This is a genomic window from Desulforhopalus sp. (assembly GCA_030247675.1).
Lineage (GTDB): Bacteria > Desulfobacterota > Desulfobulbia > Desulfobulbales > Desulfocapsaceae > Desulforhopalus_A.
On sequence record JAOTRX010000012.1, the window covers coordinates 133,918 to 154,313 of the forward strand.

At 50.1% G+C, this 20,396-nt stretch carries 14 protein-coding genes and 1 rRNA gene; 12 read left to right on the top strand and 3 right to left on the bottom strand.

Annotation, left to right across the window (positions count from 1 at the left end):
- Positions 1-66 precede the first annotated feature (66 nt).
- Positions 67-1,278 carry an acetate kinase gene (locus OEL83_20620; protein ID MDK9709450.1) on the top strand — a complete coding sequence of 404 codons (1,212 nt, stop codon included), beginning with the start codon at positions 67-69 and terminating at the stop codon, positions 1,276-1,278.
- A gap of 34 nt (positions 1,279-1,312) precedes the next feature.
- On the opposite strand, the gene OEL83_20625 is transcribed toward OEL83_20620, so the two are convergent.
- A complete protein-coding gene (locus OEL83_20625; protein MDK9709451.1) occupies positions 1,313-3,088 on the bottom strand; it encodes a YcaO-like family protein in 1,776 nt (591 codons plus the stop codon).
- Between the two features lie 664 nt (positions 3,089-3,752).
- Between OEL83_20625 and OEL83_20630 the strand changes: the two genes are divergently transcribed.
- The 11 genes from OEL83_20630 (at position 3,753) to OEL83_20680 (ending at position 18,746) form a co-directional block, all read left to right on the top strand.
- Positions 3,753-5,696: an ASKHA domain-containing protein gene (locus OEL83_20630; protein MDK9709452.1), complete on the top strand. Its 1,944-nt coding sequence runs from the start codon at positions 3,753-3,755 to the stop codon at positions 5,694-5,696.
- A gap of 185 nt (positions 5,697-5,881) precedes the next feature.
- Positions 5,882-7,438 (top strand): acetyl-CoA decarbonylase/synthase complex subunit delta, encoded by a 1,557-nt coding sequence (locus OEL83_20635; protein ID MDK9709453.1) that lies wholly within the window; start codon positions 5,882-5,884, stop codon positions 7,436-7,438.
- Positions 7,439-7,535: 97 nt separating this feature from the next.
- Positions 7,536-9,563 (top strand): anaerobic carbon-monoxide dehydrogenase catalytic subunit, encoded by a 2,028-nt coding sequence (gene cooS, locus OEL83_20640; GenBank protein ID MDK9709454.1) that lies wholly within the window; start codon positions 7,536-7,538, stop codon positions 9,561-9,563.
- A 52-nt stretch (positions 9,564-9,615) separates the two neighbouring features.
- Positions 9,616-11,829 carry an acetyl-CoA decarbonylase/synthase complex subunit alpha/beta gene (acsB, locus tag OEL83_20645; GenBank protein MDK9709455.1) on the top strand — a complete coding sequence of 738 codons (2,214 nt, stop codon included), beginning with the start codon at positions 9,616-9,618 and terminating at the stop codon, positions 11,827-11,829.
- A gap of 187 nt (positions 11,830-12,016) precedes the next feature.
- On the top strand, positions 12,017-13,357 hold the full coding sequence (gene acsC, locus OEL83_20650) for an acetyl-CoA decarbonylase/synthase complex subunit gamma (protein MDK9709456.1): 1,341 nt from the start codon (positions 12,017-12,019) through the stop codon (positions 13,355-13,357).
- Between the two features lie 128 nt (positions 13,358-13,485).
- Positions 13,486-14,376, top strand: coding sequence for a dihydropteroate synthase (locus tag OEL83_20655; GenBank protein ID MDK9709457.1), 891 nt, complete (start codon positions 13,486-13,488; stop codon positions 14,374-14,376).
- A gap of 143 nt (positions 14,377-14,519) precedes the next feature.
- Positions 14,520-14,804 (top strand): hypothetical protein, encoded by a 285-nt coding sequence (locus tag OEL83_20660; GenBank protein MDK9709458.1) that lies wholly within the window; start codon positions 14,520-14,522, stop codon positions 14,802-14,804.
- Positions 14,805-14,848: 44 nt separating this feature from the next.
- Complete coding sequence (locus tag OEL83_20665; protein MDK9709459.1) at positions 14,849-15,628, top strand: AAA family ATPase; 780 nt, start codon at positions 14,849-14,851, stop codon at positions 15,626-15,628.
- 379 nt (positions 15,629-16,007) lie between these two features.
- On the top strand, positions 16,008-17,966 hold the full coding sequence (cooS, locus tag OEL83_20670) for an anaerobic carbon-monoxide dehydrogenase catalytic subunit (protein ID MDK9709460.1): 1,959 nt from the start codon (positions 16,008-16,010) through the stop codon (positions 17,964-17,966).
- Positions 17,967-18,126: 160 nt separating this feature from the next.
- Positions 18,127-18,576, top strand: coding sequence for a hypothetical protein (locus OEL83_20675; protein ID MDK9709461.1), 450 nt, complete (start codon positions 18,127-18,129; stop codon positions 18,574-18,576).
- Positions 18,577-18,578: 2 nt separating this feature from the next.
- On the top strand, positions 18,579-18,746 hold the full coding sequence (locus OEL83_20680; protein ID MDK9709462.1) for a hypothetical protein: 168 nt from the start codon (positions 18,579-18,581) through the stop codon (positions 18,744-18,746).
- 629 nt (positions 18,747-19,375) lie between these two features.
- Here the strand turns inward: OEL83_20680 and OEL83_20685 are convergent.
- A complete protein-coding gene (locus tag OEL83_20685) occupies positions 19,376-19,867 on the bottom strand; it encodes an NAD(P)H-dependent oxidoreductase subunit E (GenBank protein ID MDK9709463.1) in 492 nt (163 codons plus the stop codon).
- A 406-nt stretch (positions 19,868-20,273) separates the two neighbouring features.
- Positions 20,274-20,390, bottom strand: a 5S ribosomal RNA gene (gene rrf, locus OEL83_20690).
- Positions 20,391-20,396 lie beyond the last annotated feature (6 nt).

Here is a 20,396-nt window from a genome sequence, read left to right on the forward strand (position 1 = left end):
CGATTTTCAGGTGCCGGGGGTGACTGCTGGAGTGTTTTGTAAAATATAAAACTATTAAAGGATACAATGAAAGTTCTTGTTATAAATTCAGGGAGTTCGTCGATTAAATTTCAGCTCCTCGATATGGCCGGTGAGTCGGTTCTGGCGACGGGCCTGGTCGAGCGTATCGGTGAGGCGGAGGGGGTAATCAAATGCACCCTCAGGCCGGGCAGTCCGCAGGAACAGGCGATCAAGAAGACTATGGCTATTGCCGACCATACCTGCGGCATGCGCCTGGCGGTAGATTTGTTGACCGATAAAGAACAGGGAGTAATTACCGATACGGCGGAAGTCGGTGCTATTGGCCATCGAGTGGTGCATGGCGGCGAAGATTTTCACCAGCCGACGGTCATTACTCCGGAGGTATTGGCGGCGATTGAGAAAAACATTCCCTTGGCACCGCTCCATAACCCGGCCAATTTGGATGGGATTCGGGTGGCCCGGGAGCTTTTTGTCGGGGTGACGCAGGTGGCGGTCTTTGATACGGCCTTCCATCAAACCATTCCGCCCCATGCCTATCACTATGCACTGCCCTATGAGCTCTACGAGCAGCAGAGAATTCGCCGTTACGGCTTCCATGGCACCTCGCATAAATTTGTTGCCGGCGAGTGTGCAAGGCTTTTGGGCCGAAATCTCGCCGAGCTGAATCTGATCACCATCCACCTTGGCAACGGCTGTTCGATGACCGCCGTGCAAAACGGCAAAAGTGTTGACACCACCCTCGGCTTGACGCCCCTTGAAGGCCTGGTCATGGGTACCCGCAGTGGCGATGTCGATCCGGCGATCCATGCCTTTCTAGCCCGTAACTGCCATATGGATATCGAGGCCATCGATAAACTCCTCAATAAGGATTCCGGGCTGAAGGGTCTTTGCGGCATGAACGATATGCGCGATATTCATGCAGCCATAGCCGCTGGCAATGACCGGGCGAAACTGGCCCTTGATGTTCAAACTTACCGAAATAAAAAGTATATCGGCGCTTTTATGGCGGTTCTTGGCCGGGTCGACGCTATCGCCTTCACCGCCGGTATCGGAGAGAACGACGCGGTGGTGCGGGCGATGAGCCTTGAAGGGCTTCTGCCCTTTGGCATTGTCATTGATGATGCGGTGAACCGCCAGCGGATTCCCGGCCCGAGGCGGATCAGCAGCCCGGCCAGCCGGGTGCAGGTCTGGGTCATTCCCACCAATGAGGAATTGGCGATCGCCAGGGAAACACAGACGGTTTTATCCCGGCCATAAGCCGCCAGCTTTTGGGGGACGGCAGCTGCGGGATTTAAGCCTTTTGCTGCGCCGCGGAGATTTTGAGAGCGTTCAACCGGTCATAGATGGCAAGGAGCTGGCTATGTTCCGTTGCGATCTCCGTCCATGAATCCCCAAAGGTGAGACCTGGGAAGGTGATTTGGCCGTTAACGATAGCCTGGCCGTTGCGTATTTCCTCACTCGCGTAGAGAAGCGATAAACTGGTGCTATAGTCGTTTGCCTCCTGCCCTTCGATGGCAAAGCCAAGGAGGGTGTGGAGGAGGCGATACAGGCGATGGCGAGGGGCTGGGAGACCTGCGTGATCGAGACACCAAAGGCACCAGTGCTGAGCCTCTTGATGATTGTGCATTACCAGGAGAAGGAGGGCCTTCAGCTCGCCGATGCGCAGGGATGTCCAGGCGGAATCTTCATCAAAGACAATGCCGATGCAATGCGAAACGAGGAGATGGTCGCTTTCACCGAGGTCTTCCAGGGCATCGAGAAACTGGCCGAGCTGATCATCGGTCATCTTCGGGAGTTTCAGCAGGCCTGCGCGCAGGGAGGCCGCGGTGGCGCGATTGTTGTAAATCAGGTCGTCGAGGGGGTAGATCTCCGACATGCCCGGTGCGATAATCCGGCAGCTGTACATACCGCAGTGCTGGTATTCGGCGCGGAAAAGTTGCGTGCCGCGTCCACTTATCAGGGCCTGCAGGCGAGCAAATTCCTCAGCGGTGCTACCGTGAAAATCCCAGGGCGAGAAGGGGAAATCAGCCTTATCGCGAAACATCGACCAGGCCAAAAGCCCATCGGAATCGACAAAATGGCTTTCGAGATTAAAGGGGTCGGCAACCTGGGCCAGATCGTGACAAGGAGGCTGGAAGTGCTTCAGGCCCTCCAGGTTGCGTCCCTGCAGGAGCTCGGTAAGGGTCCGCTCAATGGCTGTGAAAAACCGGTAGTTGGCGCCGAAGGCGGCAAAGACTCCTCCGCTTCTGGTATCGGTGAGGAGGGCGCAAATTACCGGGAATTGTCCGCCAAAAGAGGCATCTTTGACTCGAACGATCAAGCCCTCTTCGGCGAGGCGGTCAAGGATGTGGCCAATGATGGGAGACTGGCGGAGAACTGCCGGAGGGACATCCGGCAGACAAAGGCCCTGGGCGATAATGGTGTTTTTGACATGCCGTTCAATGATCTCCGACAACGCCTGGGCCCCGCATTCCGACCGGGAATTGCCGGCGGCCATGCCGTTGCTGACATAGAGATTGTTAAGAAGGCTTACCGGAAAATACACTTCTTTGCCGGTTGCAAGATTGGTAAAAGGCAGGGCACTTATACCGCGACCGGACGGGTCGGTATTGTTGTCGTAGAGATGCTCAAAGGCCAACTCTCCGCCGCAGCTGTAGAATTTTCTTAAACTGCTGGTGAGTAACTCAGTGCCATCCGGGGATTTTTTTGGAATATTTGTCCCTTTGCCAGGCGGGAACCACTTCTCGTCCGGATAAAAAACAAAGGGCTGTTGGTTGTTTTGGCCACCGAGATAGCAGTCGGCAAAAAAGAAGCTGGTGGCAAGCCGCTCGAAGAATTCTCCATAGGCGCTGGCCAGGGCAGCAAGTTTTGAAATACCCTTGCCGTTGGTGTAGAGATGGGAACAGGAGGTGGAGCGCAGGTGCACCGACCAGCAGTCGGGCGCGGGATTTTGCCAGCTCACCGCCTCCGTTTTGAACCCCATGGTCGACAAAAGCGAAGTGGCCCTGGCAATAGTATCTTCGAGGCTGGCGTCCTTGCCGGGGAGGTGCGTTGCGGGAGACATCATGGTATCCTCATTGTCGGAAAGAGCTGGTGCCTTTGTGGGATTGGCTACGGTATACTATTGAAAGTGATGAAGGACGGAAACGGCTCCTCATACCACAGCCGGCCTGGTGAGACAAGCGCAGATACCCAATGAATTAGCAATACCTGTCACTAGCGCCGGAAAGGTGCGGGGATATATGTATGCCGTATTGTAAAAACCACCCAAATACCGAGAGCATCTATTATTGCTCGAAACACAAGTATCACCTCTGTCATACCTGTGTGCGTTGTCTTGATCCGCAAATCTACTGCAAATATCGATCTTCCTGCATAATCCATTTTCTGGAAAAAGAAAGAAAGGTGCGTACTCCCTGAAGGGCTTAACGAAAGAACCCTGCGCACCCGACATCGCCGCTGTTGCCATCTCTTTATAAATAGAATTTCTGTTTAAGAATAGAATAAATATTTCCGATTCGAAAACCGCCAATTACACGTTGTAAGTATAAATTTATATGATATATTTGACCGGTATTTTTCAATTTGCTGCCGGAATTTACGTAAACGTAGATTTTATTGGCAGTGTCTTCGCTGATAGTGGTCAGCACCTGCACTTGCAGGTTTTGTTGTGAGGTGAATGCAGAAAGGTTGGGCTCTTTAATTGTTTTTTAGAGTACTAGGACGCCTGTATGAGTAAATGCACCGTTACATTTCTCCCTCACGACAAGAAAATTACTGTCGACGCGGGAGAGAGTCTGATCCGAGCCGCACTTCAGGCCGGTGCGCATATTAATGCCTCCTGCGGCGGTGAGGGAGTGTGCGGGAAATGCCGGGTTCTTGTAGAAAAAGGCAAGGTTTCCGGAGGGCTGAACGAAAAGATTAAACAGGAAGAGAGCGACAAAGGATATCGCCTCGCCTGCCTTGCCAAGGTTTCAGAGGATGTGGTGATTCGCATCCCCGTTGAATCGGCAATGGATAAAAGCGTCATGAATCTCCAGGCTACGCCGCGGCGCACAGCGACGATTCAAAGCATGGATTTTGAAAGCCTAAAAGAAAAAGGGCTGTTCATTCCCCCCGTCGAAAAGATCTATCTTTGCCTGCCGACACCCAATGCTAAAAACAATATGCCCGATGTCACTCGGCTTATTGATACCCTCAAACACGACTACGATGAGCATAAGATTGAGCTCACCCTGCCGGTTATCCGAAAGTTGCCTGGTATTTTGCGGACCAGCGATTATCAGGTAACTGCGACCATAATGCGTCCGGTGCAAACGGGCGGAAGAAATCTAATCCTCAATGTGCAGGCCGGTGATAGAACTGCCCATAACTACGCCGTGGCCATGGATATCGGCACCACGACCATTTATGGTCAGCTCATTGATCTTGCCACCGGCAAATGTCTTGCGGAAGCTGGCGATTTCAACAGCCAGATAAGCTACGGCGAAGACGTTATCTCCCGGATAATGTATGCGGAGAAGCCAGGAGGGCTGGAAAAACTGCATGAGGTGGTGGTTGGTACCCTCAACAGTGTGTTGCGGAAGATAATCGGCGCCTCCAAGATTGATCGCGAAAATATCTCAACGATTACCTTTGCCGGCAATACCACTATGACCCAGTTGTTTTTAAAGGTCGATCCCCGCAATATCCGCCGCGCTCCCTATGTACCGGCAGCTACTTTATACCCCGCTTTCAATGCCTCGACCGTTGGCATCGATCTCAATGAACACGCCATCGCCCTGATTTATCCTCAGGTTTCAAGTTTTGTCGGTGGCGACATCGTTGCCGGAGTTATGGGCTCGGGTATGTATCGCCAGGAAGAACTCACCCTGTTTCTGGACATCGGTACCAATGCCGAACTGGTGATAGGTAACAAGGATTGGCTGGCCTGCACCGCCTGTTCGGCCGGGCCGGCCTTTGAGGGCGGCGGCATTGAGTTCGGGATGCGTGCCGCCAAGGGGGCCATTGAAGACTTTTCTCTTGATCCGGTCACCTACGAGCCGATGATTTTTACTATTGGTGATGTCCGGCCAAAGGGGATTTGCGGTTCAGGACTGATCACCATGGTGGCGATCATGTTTGAAATGGGGGTCATCAACAACCGGGGGAAATTCAACCGCGATCACGGTACGCCACGTATCAGGGCGACCGATGATATCTGGGAGTATGTCATTGCCTGGAAGGAAGAAACGCAAATTGACCGGGATATCGTCCTGACTGAGCCTGATCTCGATAATCTGATCCGCGCCAAGGGTGCTATATACAGTGGCTGTATGACCTTGCTTGAAGAAGTTGGTCTCACTATGGATATGGTCGAGCGCATCATCCTTGCCGGTGGTTTCGGCAGCTACATTGATCTGGAGAAAGCGATGACCATCGGCCTCTTGCCGGAAATTGACCCGGAACGGGTTACCTTCATCGGCAATGGCTCTTTGATGGGCGCACGAATGAGTTCACTCACCAACCGGATACGCAAGGATGTCGTCTCGGTGACCCATAAGATGACTAATTTCGAACTCTCCGAAACTCCGTCGTATATGGATAATTATGTCGCGGCGATGTTCCTGCCGCATACCGAGATTGAGAAGTTTCCCAGGTTGAAGGCCCGTATGGATGCTCGGGGAAAGAAATAAATGTATTTATATTATGTAGTTGCCGGATGAACACGTAGTTTGGAGGGTGTCACGAAAAGAGTATATGGCGGTTATTCGAGAGATTTGGTACCTCTTGTGATTGGCTTGTTTATGAAAGGTGGAGGTTATAGCCGTGTGAGCTATGAGCCTCCGGAGAATAATTACTCACCAGTAAGGAGGCAAAAGTGGGATTTGAACTTAAGAAGGACTCCTATAGTGGCAGCATAAAGGCTATTTCCATTGGCAAGGGTGATTCCGCCATTACTGTGGGGGGTCAGACATGTTACCCGTTCTATACCTTTGAAGGGAACATGCCCAATAAGCCGGTTATTGCCATGGAAATATGGGATATGGCACCGGAAGACTGGCCGGACCCGGTCATGGCGCACTTCAAAGATGTCGTCTCAGACCCTGCCGCTTGGGCCAAGAAATGTGTTGAGAAATTTGGTGCCGAGGCCATCGTAATTCAACTGAAAAGCGTTGATCCCAACGACAAGGATGCCAGCCCGGAATCGGCGGCCGCGACCGTATTAAAAGTTTTAGAAGCTATCAACGTTCCTCTTATCGTCTGGGGTTGCGCCAATCCCGCCAAAGACGAAATGGTCTTGAAGGTTGTTGCTGAAAAATGTCAGGGCTATAACCTGCTCATGGGGCCGGTTGAAGAGAAAAACTACAAAGGAATCGGTGCTGCCGCAATGGGTTATGGGCATGCGGTCATCGCCTCTTCACCGATTGATGTAAACCTGGCAAAACAGATAAATATCCTTCTTGAAAACCTTGGCATGCCCATGGACAGGTTGATTGTTGACCCGACAACCGGTGGCCTTGGTTATGGTTTGGAATACTCTTATTCGGTTATGGAACGTCTTACCATGGCTGCCATGGTTCAGGGTGATGAGAAGCTGCAGTTTCCGATGATCAACAACCTCGGCAACGAGGTCTGGAAATGTAAGGAAGCCAAACAGACCGCAGATGCAGCCCCGCTCCTCGGCGACCCGGAGAAGCGCGGCATAATGATGGAGTCCATCGGCGCGGTCTCCTATCTTCTCGCCGGTTCCAGTTTGCTTATCATGCGTCATCCTGAGGCGATTCGACTGACCAAGGAGTTCATCAATGCTATGGCGGGTGGCGGTTCTTTGCAGAATTCCGCACCAATTGCCAAGGCCCTCCCCGAGGTGAATATAGACTTTGCGGCACTTGCGCCAAAAGTTGATTTGACTATCGCTGAAGAAGAGAAGAAGGCAGCTCCGGCCGCCGCCAAACCAGCTGCAGCGGCAGCTCCAGCCGCAGCGGCACCGGCCGCCCCAAAACCTGCCGCGCCGGCACCCGCAGCCCCAGTCAAAGAGGAGGCAAAAGCCCCTGTTCAACCCGCTGTCGATCCGGCGGCACAGGCAAAAGCTGAAGCAGAGGCCAAGGCTCAGGCAGAAGCCAAGGCGGTTGCGGACGCTAAGGCAAAAGCTGATGCCGACGCCAAGGCGAAAGCTGACGCCGAGGCCAAGGTGAAGGCAGATGCGGCAGCAAAAGAAAAGGCCGCGGCTGATGCCTTGGCTGCTGAAAAAGCCCAGCGTGACGAAGATGAAAAGGCACTTAAACGTTTACGGGCCCAGGCACGTCAGGCCGCCGATGAAGCCGCTGCAGCTAATCCTGGTGTGGAAATGGCCATGACCGCCGATCCGGTGCAAAAGGATCAGCAAGAAAAGATTCTTGAGATGCTGGATAGATTCCATCGCAGAAACAGATAGTAAAATGCTTGCAAATAAGAAGGATACGATGTGTCGCTCTTGAGATGATTCAATACCCATTGGTAATCTCAAAAACTCTTTGAGGAGGAACCTCGATATGGCAGAAGTAACCACAAAAGTTGACAAAGTAGCAAAACTCGCTGATCCGATGGAAGCGTCTATCGAAGCGTCGACCCAGGAGATGCTGCGCCGGGCTCAAAAATTGAATATTGAAACGGTTTTTGATCGTGCTGTTACCATGAAACCCTGTGCTATTGGTCTACAGGGCATTTGTTGTAAAAACTGTGCGATGGGGCCGTGCCGTTTGCCACTGCCAAAGGATGGAATTCAGGGTGAAGATACTCGTAAAGGTTTATGCGGTGCCACCGCCAACACTATTTGTGCCAGGAACTTCCTGCGTATGATAGCCGCAGGCGCTGCCGCCCACTCCGATCATGGCCGGGCCGTCGCCGAAACCTTTCTTGCTGCTGCCAAGAAACAAACCAATGACTACAAAATCAAAGATCCTGCCAAATTGATCCAGATAGCTCCGTATTTCGGTATCGCCACCACCGTTGAAGAAAATGGTGTAACAAAAGATCGGGACATCAATGAGATTGCCGTTGGTGTCGCTGAGAAGGCCTTGGCCGAATGGGGCAAGCCGGCGGGGACCCTTTCCTACCTGAAGAGAGCACCGAAACCACTGCAAGACAAATGGGCGGCAGAAGGTGTTATGCCCCGCAACATCGACAGGGAAATTGTTGAGTGTATGCACCGTACCCATATGGGTGTTGATCAGGACTATAAGAACCTGATGAAACAAGGTACCCGTGCTTCTCTTGCCGATGGATGGGGTGGAGCAATGATAGCCACCGATCTCCAGGATGTTATGTTCGGCAGCCCGAGCCCGCTGCAGTCCGAGGCCAATCTTGGCGTTATGAAGGAAGACCATGTCAATATCATCGTCCATGGCCACGAGCCGCTGCTTTCAGAAATGATCGTCGCCGCCGCGCAATCCCAGGAGATGGTCGATTACGCCAAATCAAAGGGAGCAAAAGGCATCCAACTCGGCGGGATCTGCTGTACCGCCAATGAGATCTTGCAACGCCATGGCGTTCCTCCGGCAGGTACCTTCCTGCAGCAGGAACTGGCTATCATCACTGGTGCTTGCGATGCGATGGTTGTTGACGTGCAATGTATTTTCCAAAACCTCGCCAACGTCGCCAAATGTTTCCACACCAAGCTCATCACCACCCATCCGATTGCTAAGATGGAGCAAGACAACGTCATTCATATTGAGTTTGACGAGCATCATGCCATGGAAGATGCGATCCGCATCGTCAAGATTGGTATTGATAATTTCCAGAAGCGCGGTGTCGACGTGATGATTCCACGGCACAAATCGGCTCAGATCGCTGGTTTTGGCGTTGAGTCAATTAGATATCATTTGGGCGGCAGTTTCCGTGGCGATTATTTCACCCTCAATGACAACATTATCAACGGCCGTATCCGCGGCATCGCCGGCGTCGTTGGCTGTAACAACGCCCGTACCAAGCATAACGAGGAACATATTACCCTTATCAAAGAACTGATCAAAAACGATGTCATCGTCTTGACGACTGGCTGTAGCGCCATAGCCGCCGGTATCCATGGCCTGTTGACTCCGGAATCGGCAGCAGTGCATTGCGGCCCAGGGCTTGCAGAGGTTTGCGAGACCGTCGGTATTCCGCCGGTACTTCATCTCGGTTCCTGTGTCGACAATAGCCGTATCCTCCTGGCAGCAACAGAGGTTGTTAAAGCAGGCGGGCTGGGTAATGATATCTGTGATCTGCCGGCTGCCGGCAGTGCACCCGAGTGGATGAGTGAGAAGGCTATCGCCATCGGGCAGTACTTTGTGGCTTCCGGTGTGTACACCGTTTTCGGTTATCATATGCCTCTTGAGGGGGCTCCGGTGTTCAAGGATTATCTCTACAAGGAGATGGAGAATATCTATGGCGGGAAGTGGGATTGTGAACCCGATCCGATTAAGCATGCCCATAAGATGATCGCCCATATCGACAAGAAGCGTAAGGAGCTGGGCATCGACAAGGCTCGTGACAGGGTCCTTATGGACATGGCGGACAGACAGGCTCTCGGTATGGAATAATTCCCACGGTAACGAACACGATACTACTCATCCTTAAAAAAAGGAGTAAAGCATGTCAAGATTAGTAGCATTTGCAGCCATACAGGGCGGTTATAAGGTGGTATCCCAGGTTGAAGGGGAACTGGAGAAAGCCCTTCAGACCTATGACGCCAGCACCAAAATCGGCTTCCCAAATACCGCATATTATCTTCCGGTTATCTATTCTCTCACCGGTATAAAGTGTGAGACACTCGAAGACCTGAAAAAACCGATGAAGTTTGCCCGCGGTCTTCTGCCGCCACATGTCAAGGGCAGCAACCATCTTCCCTATCTCGGCCCGCTCCTTGATGCCGGTATGGCCGGTATCTTCGCCTACGAGGTGAAAGAGGCCCTGCGCATCCTCCGCCAGCCCGATTTTTATGTCGATACCGAAGATCCGGATATCGACGCGGGAAAAATCTGGGTAGGACCGGCCAATGATATTATTTTGAGAAAACGTGGTGTTGAATTCGTTGACGGTTCGGCGCCAGGTTTTGCGGCGATTGTTGGTGCGGCGCCAAATCCGGAGATCGCCAAAATGATCGTCGAGGATTACCAGAAGAAGAACCTCTACATCTTCTGCGCTGCCAACCATAATGGCAAAACAGTTATCGAGCAGCTTCTTGAGGCTGGAGTTCAGGTGGGTTGGAATACCCGCATCGTTCCTTTCGGACCGGATATCTCTTCCGCTGTCTTCGCCCTTGGTTTCGCCAACCGCGCAGCAATGGCCTTCGGTGGTGTGCAGCCTGGAGATTATCGCCGGATGCTGATGTACAACAAGAACCGTATTTTTGCCTTCGTCAATGCCCTCGGCGATGTTGGTACCGAGTGGGCCGTTGCCGCTGCCGGTGCTGTTAACTGGGGCTTCCCGACTCTTGCAGATACCGATATCCCGGAAATCTTGCCAACTGGTATCTGCACCTATGAGCATGTTGTCGCCAATGTCCCGCATAACGAGATCTGCCAGAAATCCGTTGAGGTTCGTGGTCTGAAGATCAATGTTACCCAGATCGATATTCCCTGTGCCTTCGGCCCGGCCTTTGAGGGTGAGCGGGTACGTGGCGGCGATCTGTTCGGCCAGATGGGTGGTGGTAAGACCCAGTGTACCGAGCTGGTGAAGATGGCGCAGATGAATGAGATCGAAGACGGCAAGGTCACTGTTGTTGGCCAAGATCTGAAGGATATGAAAGAAGGTGGCGTACTGCCGCTAGGTATCTTCGTGCAGATTGCCGGTCGCGAGTTTCAAACCGACTTCGAGCCGATCATGGAGCGGCAGATTCACCACTTGATCAACTATATTCAAGGGGTAATGCATATCGGCCAGAGGGATATCTCCTGGGTTCGTATCAGCAAGGCAGCTGTCGAGAAGGGCTTTACTCTGAAGGATATCGGTGTTGTACTTCATGCCAAATTCCATCAGGATTTCAAGAAGATCGTCGACAAGGTACAAGTAACACTCTTCACCAATAAAGAAGATGTCGACAAACTGACCGCTACCGCCCGGGCCGAATATAAAACCCGCGACGAGCGTGTTGATAAGATGACCGACGAGGCTGTTGACACCTTCTACTCTTGCAGTCTGTGTCAGTCCTTTGCCCCAAGCCATGTTTGTACCGTCAGCCCGGAAAGAACCGGTCTGTGCGGCGCTTACAACTGGATGGACTGTAAGGCTTCCTATGAGATCAACCCGACCGGTCCCAATCAGCCGATCAAAAAAGGTAAAGTTCTTGATCCGGTCCTCGGCCGTTTTGAAGGCGTTGATGAATTCATCAAGGGCGCATCCAAAGGCGCAATCGATACCTATAACTTCTATTCAATGTGCCATGCTCCGATGACCACCTGTGGTTGTTGCGAATGTATTGCCGCCATGCTTCCCGCCTGCAACGGCATTATGACCGTTGGCCGTGACTATACCGGTGAAACTCCTTCAGGTATGAAGTTTACCACCCTCGCCGGTGTTATGGGTGGTGGCGCTTCTTCCCCAGGTTTTGTTGGCCACTCCAAGTTCAACATTACCCAGGGCAAGTTTATCCTGGGAGATGGTGGGTTGCTCCGCATGGTGTGGATGCCGAAGGTCGTGAAAGATGAGATCCGAGATCGTCTGAACGCCAGAGGTGAGGCGATGGGTGTTAAGAATTTCGCCGATATGATCGCCGATGAGACGGTTGGTGTTACCGAAGACGAGATCTTGCCATGGCTCCAGGAAAAAGGGCATCCTGCTCTGAGCATGCCGCCGATTATCGGATAATTGACCACGCGGATGGGCATGGTCTCATTGTCATGAATGGAACCATGCCCGATCGGTTGCGAAATATTTTACTCTAAAGGGTACGAATCCCAGTATTTAGAAGGCGTTAGTAGCTCTAAGAATACAATGTCAGGGATCGTATGCTGCTGATTGAAAGAGTAAGAACCTTTATAAGGAGACAATAACAATGGCGTTAACAGGAATACAAATTTTCAAACTCCTGCCAAAAACCAACTGTAAGGAGTGTGGAGTTCCAACGTGCCTTGCCTTTGCAATGAATCTCGCCTCGGGCAAGGCCGAGCTTGATTCTTGCCCCTATGTGTCCGACGATGCACGGGCACAACTTGCCGAGGCCTCCGCTCCACCTATCCGTCCAGTCGCTATCGGCAAGGGCGTGCGCGCTGCAAAAACCGGTGGGGAGACCGTTCTTTGCCGGCATGAAAAGACCTTTTTCAATCCAACTCTTTTTGCTGGTACCATCACCTCCGATACCGCTGTGGCGGTTGTCGAGGCTAAGCTGAAAGTCTGGAATGCCTTGCAGTACGAGCGTGTTGGCCTGAATCTGCGTCCGGAACTTGTGGCACTGAAAGATGTAAATGGTGACGGAGTGGCTTTCGCTACATTGGCGAAACTCGTTGCCGAGACCTCCGAGTTCAACCTTGTTCTAATGAGCGAGAGTGCGGAAATTATTGCCGGGGCAGTTGCAGTTGCCGGATTTAAACGGCCGCTCATCTATGCAGCAACCGCAGCCAACGTTGACGCCTATGGAAAAATTGCACTGGAAAACGGCCTGCCTCTGGCAGTTAAGGCTGATTCCATCGATGGTCTCATCGCCCTGACCGATAAACTGGTTGGCATGGGGCTGAAGGATCTGGTGCTTGATTCCGGCGCGCGAGATGTTAAGCAGGCCCTGGAAGATCAGGTTGCCATCCGGCGGGCGGCATTGAAGGCTGGAAACCGTTCTCTCGGTTTTCCTACCATCACCTTTCCCTGTGAGATGGCCTCAAATATTGCCACTGAAGGCCTTATCGCCGGTATGTTTGTTGCCAAGTACGGCGGCATAGTGGTTCTGTCCGATCTCACCACAGAGGTGATATTTCCGCTGCTTCTTGAACGGTTGAACATCTTTACCGATCCGCAACGGCCAATGACGGTAACCCAGGGTATCTATGAGATCGGTGCACCGAACGAAAATTCCCCGGTTCTGGTGACTACCAACTTCGCCCTGACCTACTTTATCGTTTCTGGTGAGATTGAAGCGAGTAAGGTGCCCTCTTGGCTGCTTATTAAGGACTCCGAGGGACTCTCCGTTCTTACAGCTTGGGCTGCCGGCAAGTTTGGCGGTGACGATGTCGGAATGTTTGTCAAGAAATCCGGGATAATGGATAAGGTTAAACATACTGAGCTGATCATCCCTGGTTACGCTGCGGCAATTGCCGGTGACGTTGAGGAAGAGCTGCAAGGTTGGACCATAACTGTAGGCCCGAGAGAGGCCGCCCATATCGCTGGATTCCTGAAAAGCAGGTAATTGAAAGTAAAACGTTCCGGGCCTTTTCGTTTTTGAAAGGGCCTGGAAACGATCGTTTTTCGATGGCGCAAATTTGGTGAGATTTAAGAAAGCTTGATAATATTGATGTTTAGAAAAAGGAGAAAAACATGATTCTTTTTGGCGAAAGCCTCAATGTCATTTCCAAGGTAATTGGAAAGGCCTATCGAGAGCGAGATCCAAAGCCGATCCAGGCAGAAGCCCTTGAGCAAGAAAAGCTTGGCATGGATTATATCGACATCAACCTCGGTCCGGCCAAAAAAGATGGCCATGAGTTGATGCCGTGGGTTGTTCAAGTGGTACAGGAGGTGGTTCCCAATATACCACTGCTTCTTGATACCTCTAATATTGCTGCTATCGAGGAAGGACTCAAGGTTGTCAAGCCTGCCAGCAAGCCGCATATCGTCAATTCAATCATGGCCCGTCCAGAACGGTACACGGTAATGCTGCCTATCGCCGCTAAATATGGTGCGGATATCGTTGCCTTGATGTGGGGACCTGATGGCCTGCCTCGCGACGAAAACGAGAGGGCTGCCCTTGCTGTTGAGCTTTTGTATGCTGCTAACGAGGCCGGAATTCCTAACGAGAAAATCTGGGTTGATGGCATTGTTACTCCTGTAAATATTCAGCAGGCTCAATGTGTGTCGCTCCTTAATTTCCAGATGATGATTGAAGATATAGCCCCAGGTGCTATGTCCACTTGTGGTCTGTCAAATATTTCCAATGGGCCTCCTGTTCATCTTCGTCCGATTCTGAACACCACCTATATGATCATGCTTGAACGCTATGGCATGAAATCGGTTATCTCCGATCCGCTGGACACCAACTTGACCGCAGTGGCCAAAGGGAAACGTCCGGACATCGTAGAGGTTGTTCACCAGGCTATGGACGGCACCGCACCCAGTTTGTCATCTCTTTCCAAAGAATTGGCTGACTATGTGAAGACTGTTCGGGTCATTACCGGAGAAAATCTCTTTTCTGATTCATATCTGGAAATCTAGTTCTTCGACCGGACATTAGTTTTGCTAAAAGCTCCATCCTTTGCGGGATGGGGCTTTTTTTTTAACGAATAGTGGTTACTTCTCTGCTAAGAAAGAGGTAGCATAAATATGCGGAAATTCCACAATACACTGAGAGAAAGTTCATGGCCGATACTGAAAAAGTAGAAGGGTGGGTTTACGTTTTTGTTTGTGATCCTGGAGAAAGTGAGAGCTTTCTTGGGCTTCATAACGCTGAAAAAGATGTTCATTTTATTCCGGCTTTTAGAACCAAAGAAGAAGCCAATGATTGCTTTCTCAATTTGCCCCGTGAAAAGGGAAGGAAATACGAACTACAAGCAGTCCATGTTGAGGAACTGCAATCAGATGCAAACAAAAACAATTTTGTCGTCGTATTCGTTGATCGAGATGGGAAGGTTGTCAGCGAATAATGCGATGACTGTAGCTAGGAATAAAATCGGAAGGAGAATTGGCGGTGAGCTTGAAAATTGCAATAGGCGGAAAAGGCGGGGTAGGAAAGACCACGGTAACGGCACTTTTGGCGCGTTGTTTGGCTGTGGATAAGAAGAACAAGGTAATAGCAATAGATGCTGATCCAGTTGCTAATCTCGCCGCCGGTCTTGGTATTTCTGAGGACAAACCGATAACCCCGATTTCTCAGTTAACTGAACTGATCAGCGAAAGGACAGGGGCAAAACCGGGTACGATGGGAGGATTTTTCACCCTTAATCCTAAGGTTGACGACATTCCCGAGCGATTTTCCTTGGAGCGCGATGGTGTCAGACTCTTGGTAATGGGCACTGTGCAAAGTGGAGGATCTGGCTGCATCTGTCCGGAGAGCACCATCTTGAAGGCCTTGATGAACCATCTCGTGCTGGTTCGTGATGATATTATAGTTATGGACATGGAAGCAGGGATAGAACATCTTGGAAGGGCGACCTCAGCATCAGTGGACGCACTTATTATAGTCGTTAATCCAGGAGCTAGAAGCCGGACTGCGGCTGATAAAATTAGACGGCTTGGCAAGGATATTGGTATCAAAAATATCATTATCCTTGGAAACCGGGTTAAAAATAAGGAGGACGAGGAGTTAATTCGCAGTACCTTGCCCGACTTTGAAATACTAGGATTTCTACCCGAACACGAGGAAGTCGTTGCCGCCGATCGAGAGGGAAGGAGGGCCTTTGAAAATATCGACGCTGCCCCTAAAGAATTATTTGAAATTGTTGCAAAGCTTACAGCAATGAAGAGGTAGAGGTTTTAGTCTCGTCTAGGCGGTCCATTTATTTGGGAATTAAGCCGTTTGCACCGTATTGTCGGTGTAAACGGCTTTTTTGTTCAGCATAGATCCTTGCTACATTGTACAGGCCAGGGCTTCTTATCCAATAAAGAATATGGACTTTCAGAAACCAGCCAAGGATTTTTAAAACTCCTTGACAATACCACGCAGTGGTATAGAATGTTGACTGTTGAGAATGTTTCCCATCTTATTTGCCTAGCTGAATCCGGAGGCAGTTGATCTCAGTTGTTGAGCTTAAATGTTTTGAGTTGCTGTATTGCTTTCAGCTATCTTGCGGATTCTGAGTGATTTTCAGAAATCGTATCAACCTTTTCTCCCTCAGGAGGTATTTCCGGTGAAACCATTAGAATTGATTAAGGTAGAGGATTTAACAATATGTGAATCAACTGCACAAATGATCACCAAAGCCAGAAAAGATGGAGTTGAACTCTTTTTTGACCGTGCTACAGCGATGAAGCCTTGTCCAATTGGCGAGCAAGCAGCTTGTTGTAAGCACTGTTCCATGGGACCATGCCGGATGAATGTCAATAGCCCGTATGACCGAGTGGGGGTGTGTGGTGCAACTATTGATACGATTGTCGCAAGGAATTTTGGCCGAATGGTTGCCGCTGGAACGGCCGCTCACACCGACCATGGCATGGCGATGCTTGAATTATTTCGCGATGTCATCAATGGCAAGGTTAAGGACTTTTCCATCAAAGATCCGATCAAACTCCTCGAAATTGCTACCTCTCTTGAAATTCCAACCGAAGGAAGAGATTTAAAGGATGTTGCTTTAGATCTGTACCACGAGCTTGAGAGAACCTACACCCAGGTGGATGGCGAGATACCGATGATGAAAAGAGTTCCGCCAAAGACCCTTGAGCTTTGGCGGGAAGCTGGAATTGTACCGCGTGGTGCAATGCGGGAAATTATGGAGATGATGCATCGCACAGCAATGGGTGTTGATCAGGATTATGAGAATATCACCAAGCAGATCTCACGAACCGCCCTTGCCGATGGTTGGGGCGGGTCAATGGTGTCTACGGACATCTCTGATATTCTTTTTGGAACCCCAGCGCCTGTAGAAATTGAGGTTGATATGGGCGTGTTGAAGGAAGATCAGGTCAACATCATCGTTCACGGCCATGAGCCCATTCTTCTCGAAGCGATGCTTGTTTCCGCGGCCGATCCGACTTTGCAGAAAATGGCTAAGGACGCTGGGGCAAAGGGTCTCAATCTGGTGGGTATGTGCTGCTCCGGTCTTGATGTCATGTCGCGGCATGGATTACCTCATGCCGGTAATTTCTCAAGTACCGAAGCGGTGCTGGTCACAGGCGCCGTCGATGCGATGACCGTTGATATTCAGTGTATAAAGCAGGATCTGAAGAAGGTGGCCGATTTCTATGACACCCCGTTCATCACCACCAATTATCGGGCGAAGATCGAAGGGGCCCTGCATATTCAGCTTGATGAACATGAACCCCTCAAGTGTACCGATGAGATTATAATAAAGGCAATCACCCGGTTCAAAACCCGGAAAATGCCCATCCAGATCCCGAGAAAAGTGAGCAGGGGGATTCACGGATTCTCCTATGAATATGTTAAGTATATGCTCGGAGGTTCGTTCCGGGGCAGTTTTACACCGCTTAATGAAAACATTATTAACGGGCGAATTCGTGGCGTGGCTGGAGTCGTTGGCTGTACGAATCCGCGATCAAAGCAGGACTATTCCCATGTTGAATTGGTGAAAGAGCTCATTCGTAATGATGTTCTTGTTCTGCAGACCGGCTGCTCCCAGATGGCACTGGCAAAAGCCGGACTTACCGGCCCAGGCGCTGCGGCTTTGGCCGGGCCCGGGCTTGCTGAAGTCTGTGAGACGGTTGGTATGCCACCGGTTCTCGGCCTTGGGGCATGTGTTGACAACAGTAGAATTCTTATCGCCGCCTCGGAAATGGTCAGGGTAGGCGGGCTTGGTGATTCTATCGCCGATTTACCGGCGGCTGGTTGTGCCCCTGAGTGGATGAGTGAGAAGGCTATCGCGATTGGCCATTACTTTGTTGCTTCGGGGGTTTATGTAGTATTTGGGCACACCTTCCCGATGACCAAAGGTACCAAATTTGAGAAGCATTTGTTTGATGATATGGAAAAACTTGGATTTGGCAAATGGGCCTTTGCCGATGACCCGAGGGAAATGGCGCGTCTAATGATTGCCCATATTGATAAGAAACGGCAGCAGCTTGGTATCGATAGGGCCAGGGAGAGGGTCTTGTTGGATATGGCAGACAGACGAGACCTTGATGCCTCGGCTTGATGCGATACACAGCAAGCACTATTCGATCATGGCTTTTCCGGTGGTTGCGCCCGGAATTAATCTCTGATGACGGCCAGAATAGATAATTGCCCAAGAATGAAGCGGGGAAAGCGAAACAGGGTTTTTCCCCGCTTGCTCATAGGGGAAAAAAGAGGGCAAGGTGGGTGATCCAATGATTGTGTATAATGGCAGGTACCGATGGGATGGGACTAGAAAAGATAATAATGATCCGATTGCCTGGTTTCCAGGTGCTTACGATGTGAAGATTTTCCATTGTTCAAATATCACCCAAAAGGTGAAGCATTTCAAAGCATATGTCTGTTTGTACAGTCGAACAGGAGAGGGCCAATCCATCTCCGATAATCCCGAAAGATTTGCCAAACGAATTTGCCGAGATTTTTCTTTAGTGATCGATCAGGTTCTTTGGGTAGAGGATCTTCTTCACGAGAGAGAGCGTTATGATGTTGTCCAATTTATTCACACTGGTAGGGTTGGTGAAAATCTTTTTTATCGGATCGAAAAGCGCAAGGCCTCGGCAACCGAAATTAAAATGATTCAACAGGGATTGGCTGATTTGGTATCAGATTCTAAAGCAGTACTATGGAAATGATAATGGAAAAGCAGATGATACAAAATCGGTTGCGGGAATTGGAGGATGAGATAGCCGAAACCCTTCGTCGGCTTCCTGCCCATTCAGTTAAACCTCCTGTGATGATCGACCTTCTTGCATTGGAGGATGAAAGGGACATGCTTCTTAAGAAGTTCAGTGAAAATCAATGAAAAGACTCATTCTCAGGAAGCTATTAATGAATGCAGCATTATTGGAAGAAACCTGCCACTAACTATTATCTCGCTTGCCAGAGAAAAAAGAAAAAACACGATATCAAATCCTCTGTTGGACATTCGATGGGATCCGATTTATTATTTACCTTGTAGCGGTTAAACAGTCAGGAAACATGAGATTGATTACTTCAAGGTAAAGGGGGTTCCAATGTCAAATCAACATTGTCCGGGTTTTGAAGCCAACAAGACGCTAGGCGAGGTGAAAATCAAGTGCCCTACATGTGGTAAGGAGTGGGAAATATTTTCCGACGAATTAGAAAAGACTATTAAGTGCTCATCCTGTAAAGCAAGTTTTGATCCTAAGGCAAATAAACTGTAGTAAATACCGTAGAGTAATTGCTCTGAAAAAGCTAAGGCCCTGGAGGAACTCTTCTGTTCCTGCCAGGGCCTTTTTTTGTATACATTTGTCGGCTGCACTAAAAAATGACAACATTTTCTGGCGTTGCTGCCAAAGAGCCGGGCCACGTTTTTAGTGCGGGGCGCATGTGGGAATGAACCAACAATATCCAATCCGGGAAACAGGAGCACAAGATGCCTGTTATGAGATGGTTGCAGTTCTTGGGTGGTTAATTCTTTGCTTCGACGCGCTCTTCTTTATATGGCTTAAGATTTTTCACCATCTTTTCTGCAGTTTGCTTGCCAAATACCTTGTCATTGACGATTACCACAGGAGCAATGCTACAAGCGCCGACGCAGTTGACATGTTCCAAGGTGAAGAGCATGTCACGAGTAGTTTGTTCGTCTCCTTTCAGTTTTAGCTCTTCCCGCAATTTGGATATTACCTTAGAGGCACCTTTTACGTGGCAGACAGTACCGCAGCACACAGTAACAATATTTTTTCCACGAGGCTTGAGATGAAATTGCGAGTAAAAGGTTACCACACCGTAAAATTTTGAGGCGGGTATGTAGGTCTTCTTGGAAAACCACTCAACTGCTTCTTTTGGAACATAGCCGAACGAGTTCTGTATGTCCTGAAGAACGGTAATGATATTATCATCGTTGTCGACGTATTTCTGGTAAAGAGCCTGAAGCGTTTCTTCTTGTTTTATTTCCATCATACAGATCTCCATAATTAGTCAGGTTAATTGCAACAACAAGCGTCGTCCTGATTCGAGACTAACCAGCCAAACTCATCCAAGTTGCCTATTGAGGCATTTTGGGATCATGATAAGAAGAATTAAGAGAAATATGTGATGAATGATGGGAGGTAGAGGGTGTTTGGCATGTTTAGTCATCCATGCATACCTTGAGATTGTTCTGGAGGATATGTTTAAGTTTTTAGACCCAGCTTTAAGCTACGTTTCGACCAGATAATAATCTCATGAAATCATCACATCCGTAGAGATATAACAATGATGCGTATAGGTGTCACTTAAAAAATCACTCTGAGGGTGGATGGTAGGAGTCCTAAGCGCAAAAAAGCCCCGATGAGAGTGATCTCATCGGGGCATTTTTGTAGAAAAAAATCGGCGGCGACCTACTCTCCCACACAGTCACCCGTGCAGTACCATTGGCGCTGAAGAGCTTAACTTCCGTGTTCGGAATGGGAACGGGTGGATCCTCTTCGCTATGACCGCCGATAAAGCG

Bases quoted from the DNA above. Each gene is read 5' to 3' on its own strand.
- OEL83_20620 (MDK9709450.1), top strand. From the start codon at position 67: ATGAAAGTTCTTGTTATAAATTCAGGGAGTTCGTCGATTAAATTTCAG.
- OEL83_20630 (MDK9709452.1), top strand. From the start codon at position 3,753: ATGAGTAAATGCACCGTTACATTTCTCCCTCACGACAAGAAAATTACT.
- OEL83_20655 (MDK9709457.1), top strand. From the start codon at position 13,486: ATGATTCTTTTTGGCGAAAGCCTCAATGTCATTTCCAAGGTAATTGGA.
- acsC (MDK9709456.1), top strand. From the start codon at position 12,017: ATGGCGTTAACAGGAATACAAATTTTCAAACTCCTGCCAAAAACCAAC.
- OEL83_20625 (MDK9709451.1), bottom strand. From the start codon at position 3,088: ATGATGTCTCCCGCAACGCACCTCCCCGGCAAGGACGCCAGCCTCGAA.
- cooS (MDK9709454.1), top strand. From the start codon at position 7,536: ATGGCAGAAGTAACCACAAAAGTTGACAAAGTAGCAAAACTCGCTGAT.
- OEL83_20660 (MDK9709458.1), top strand. From the start codon at position 14,520: ATGGCCGATACTGAAAAAGTAGAAGGGTGGGTTTACGTTTTTGTTTGT.
- OEL83_20685 (MDK9709463.1), bottom strand. From the start codon at position 19,867: ATGATGGAAATAAAACAAGAAGAAACGCTTCAGGCTCTTTACCAGAAA.
- OEL83_20680 (MDK9709462.1), top strand. From the start codon at position 18,579: ATGGAAAAGCAGATGATACAAAATCGGTTGCGGGAATTGGAGGATGAG.
- acsB (MDK9709455.1), top strand. From the start codon at position 9,616: ATGTCAAGATTAGTAGCATTTGCAGCCATACAGGGCGGTTATAAGGTG.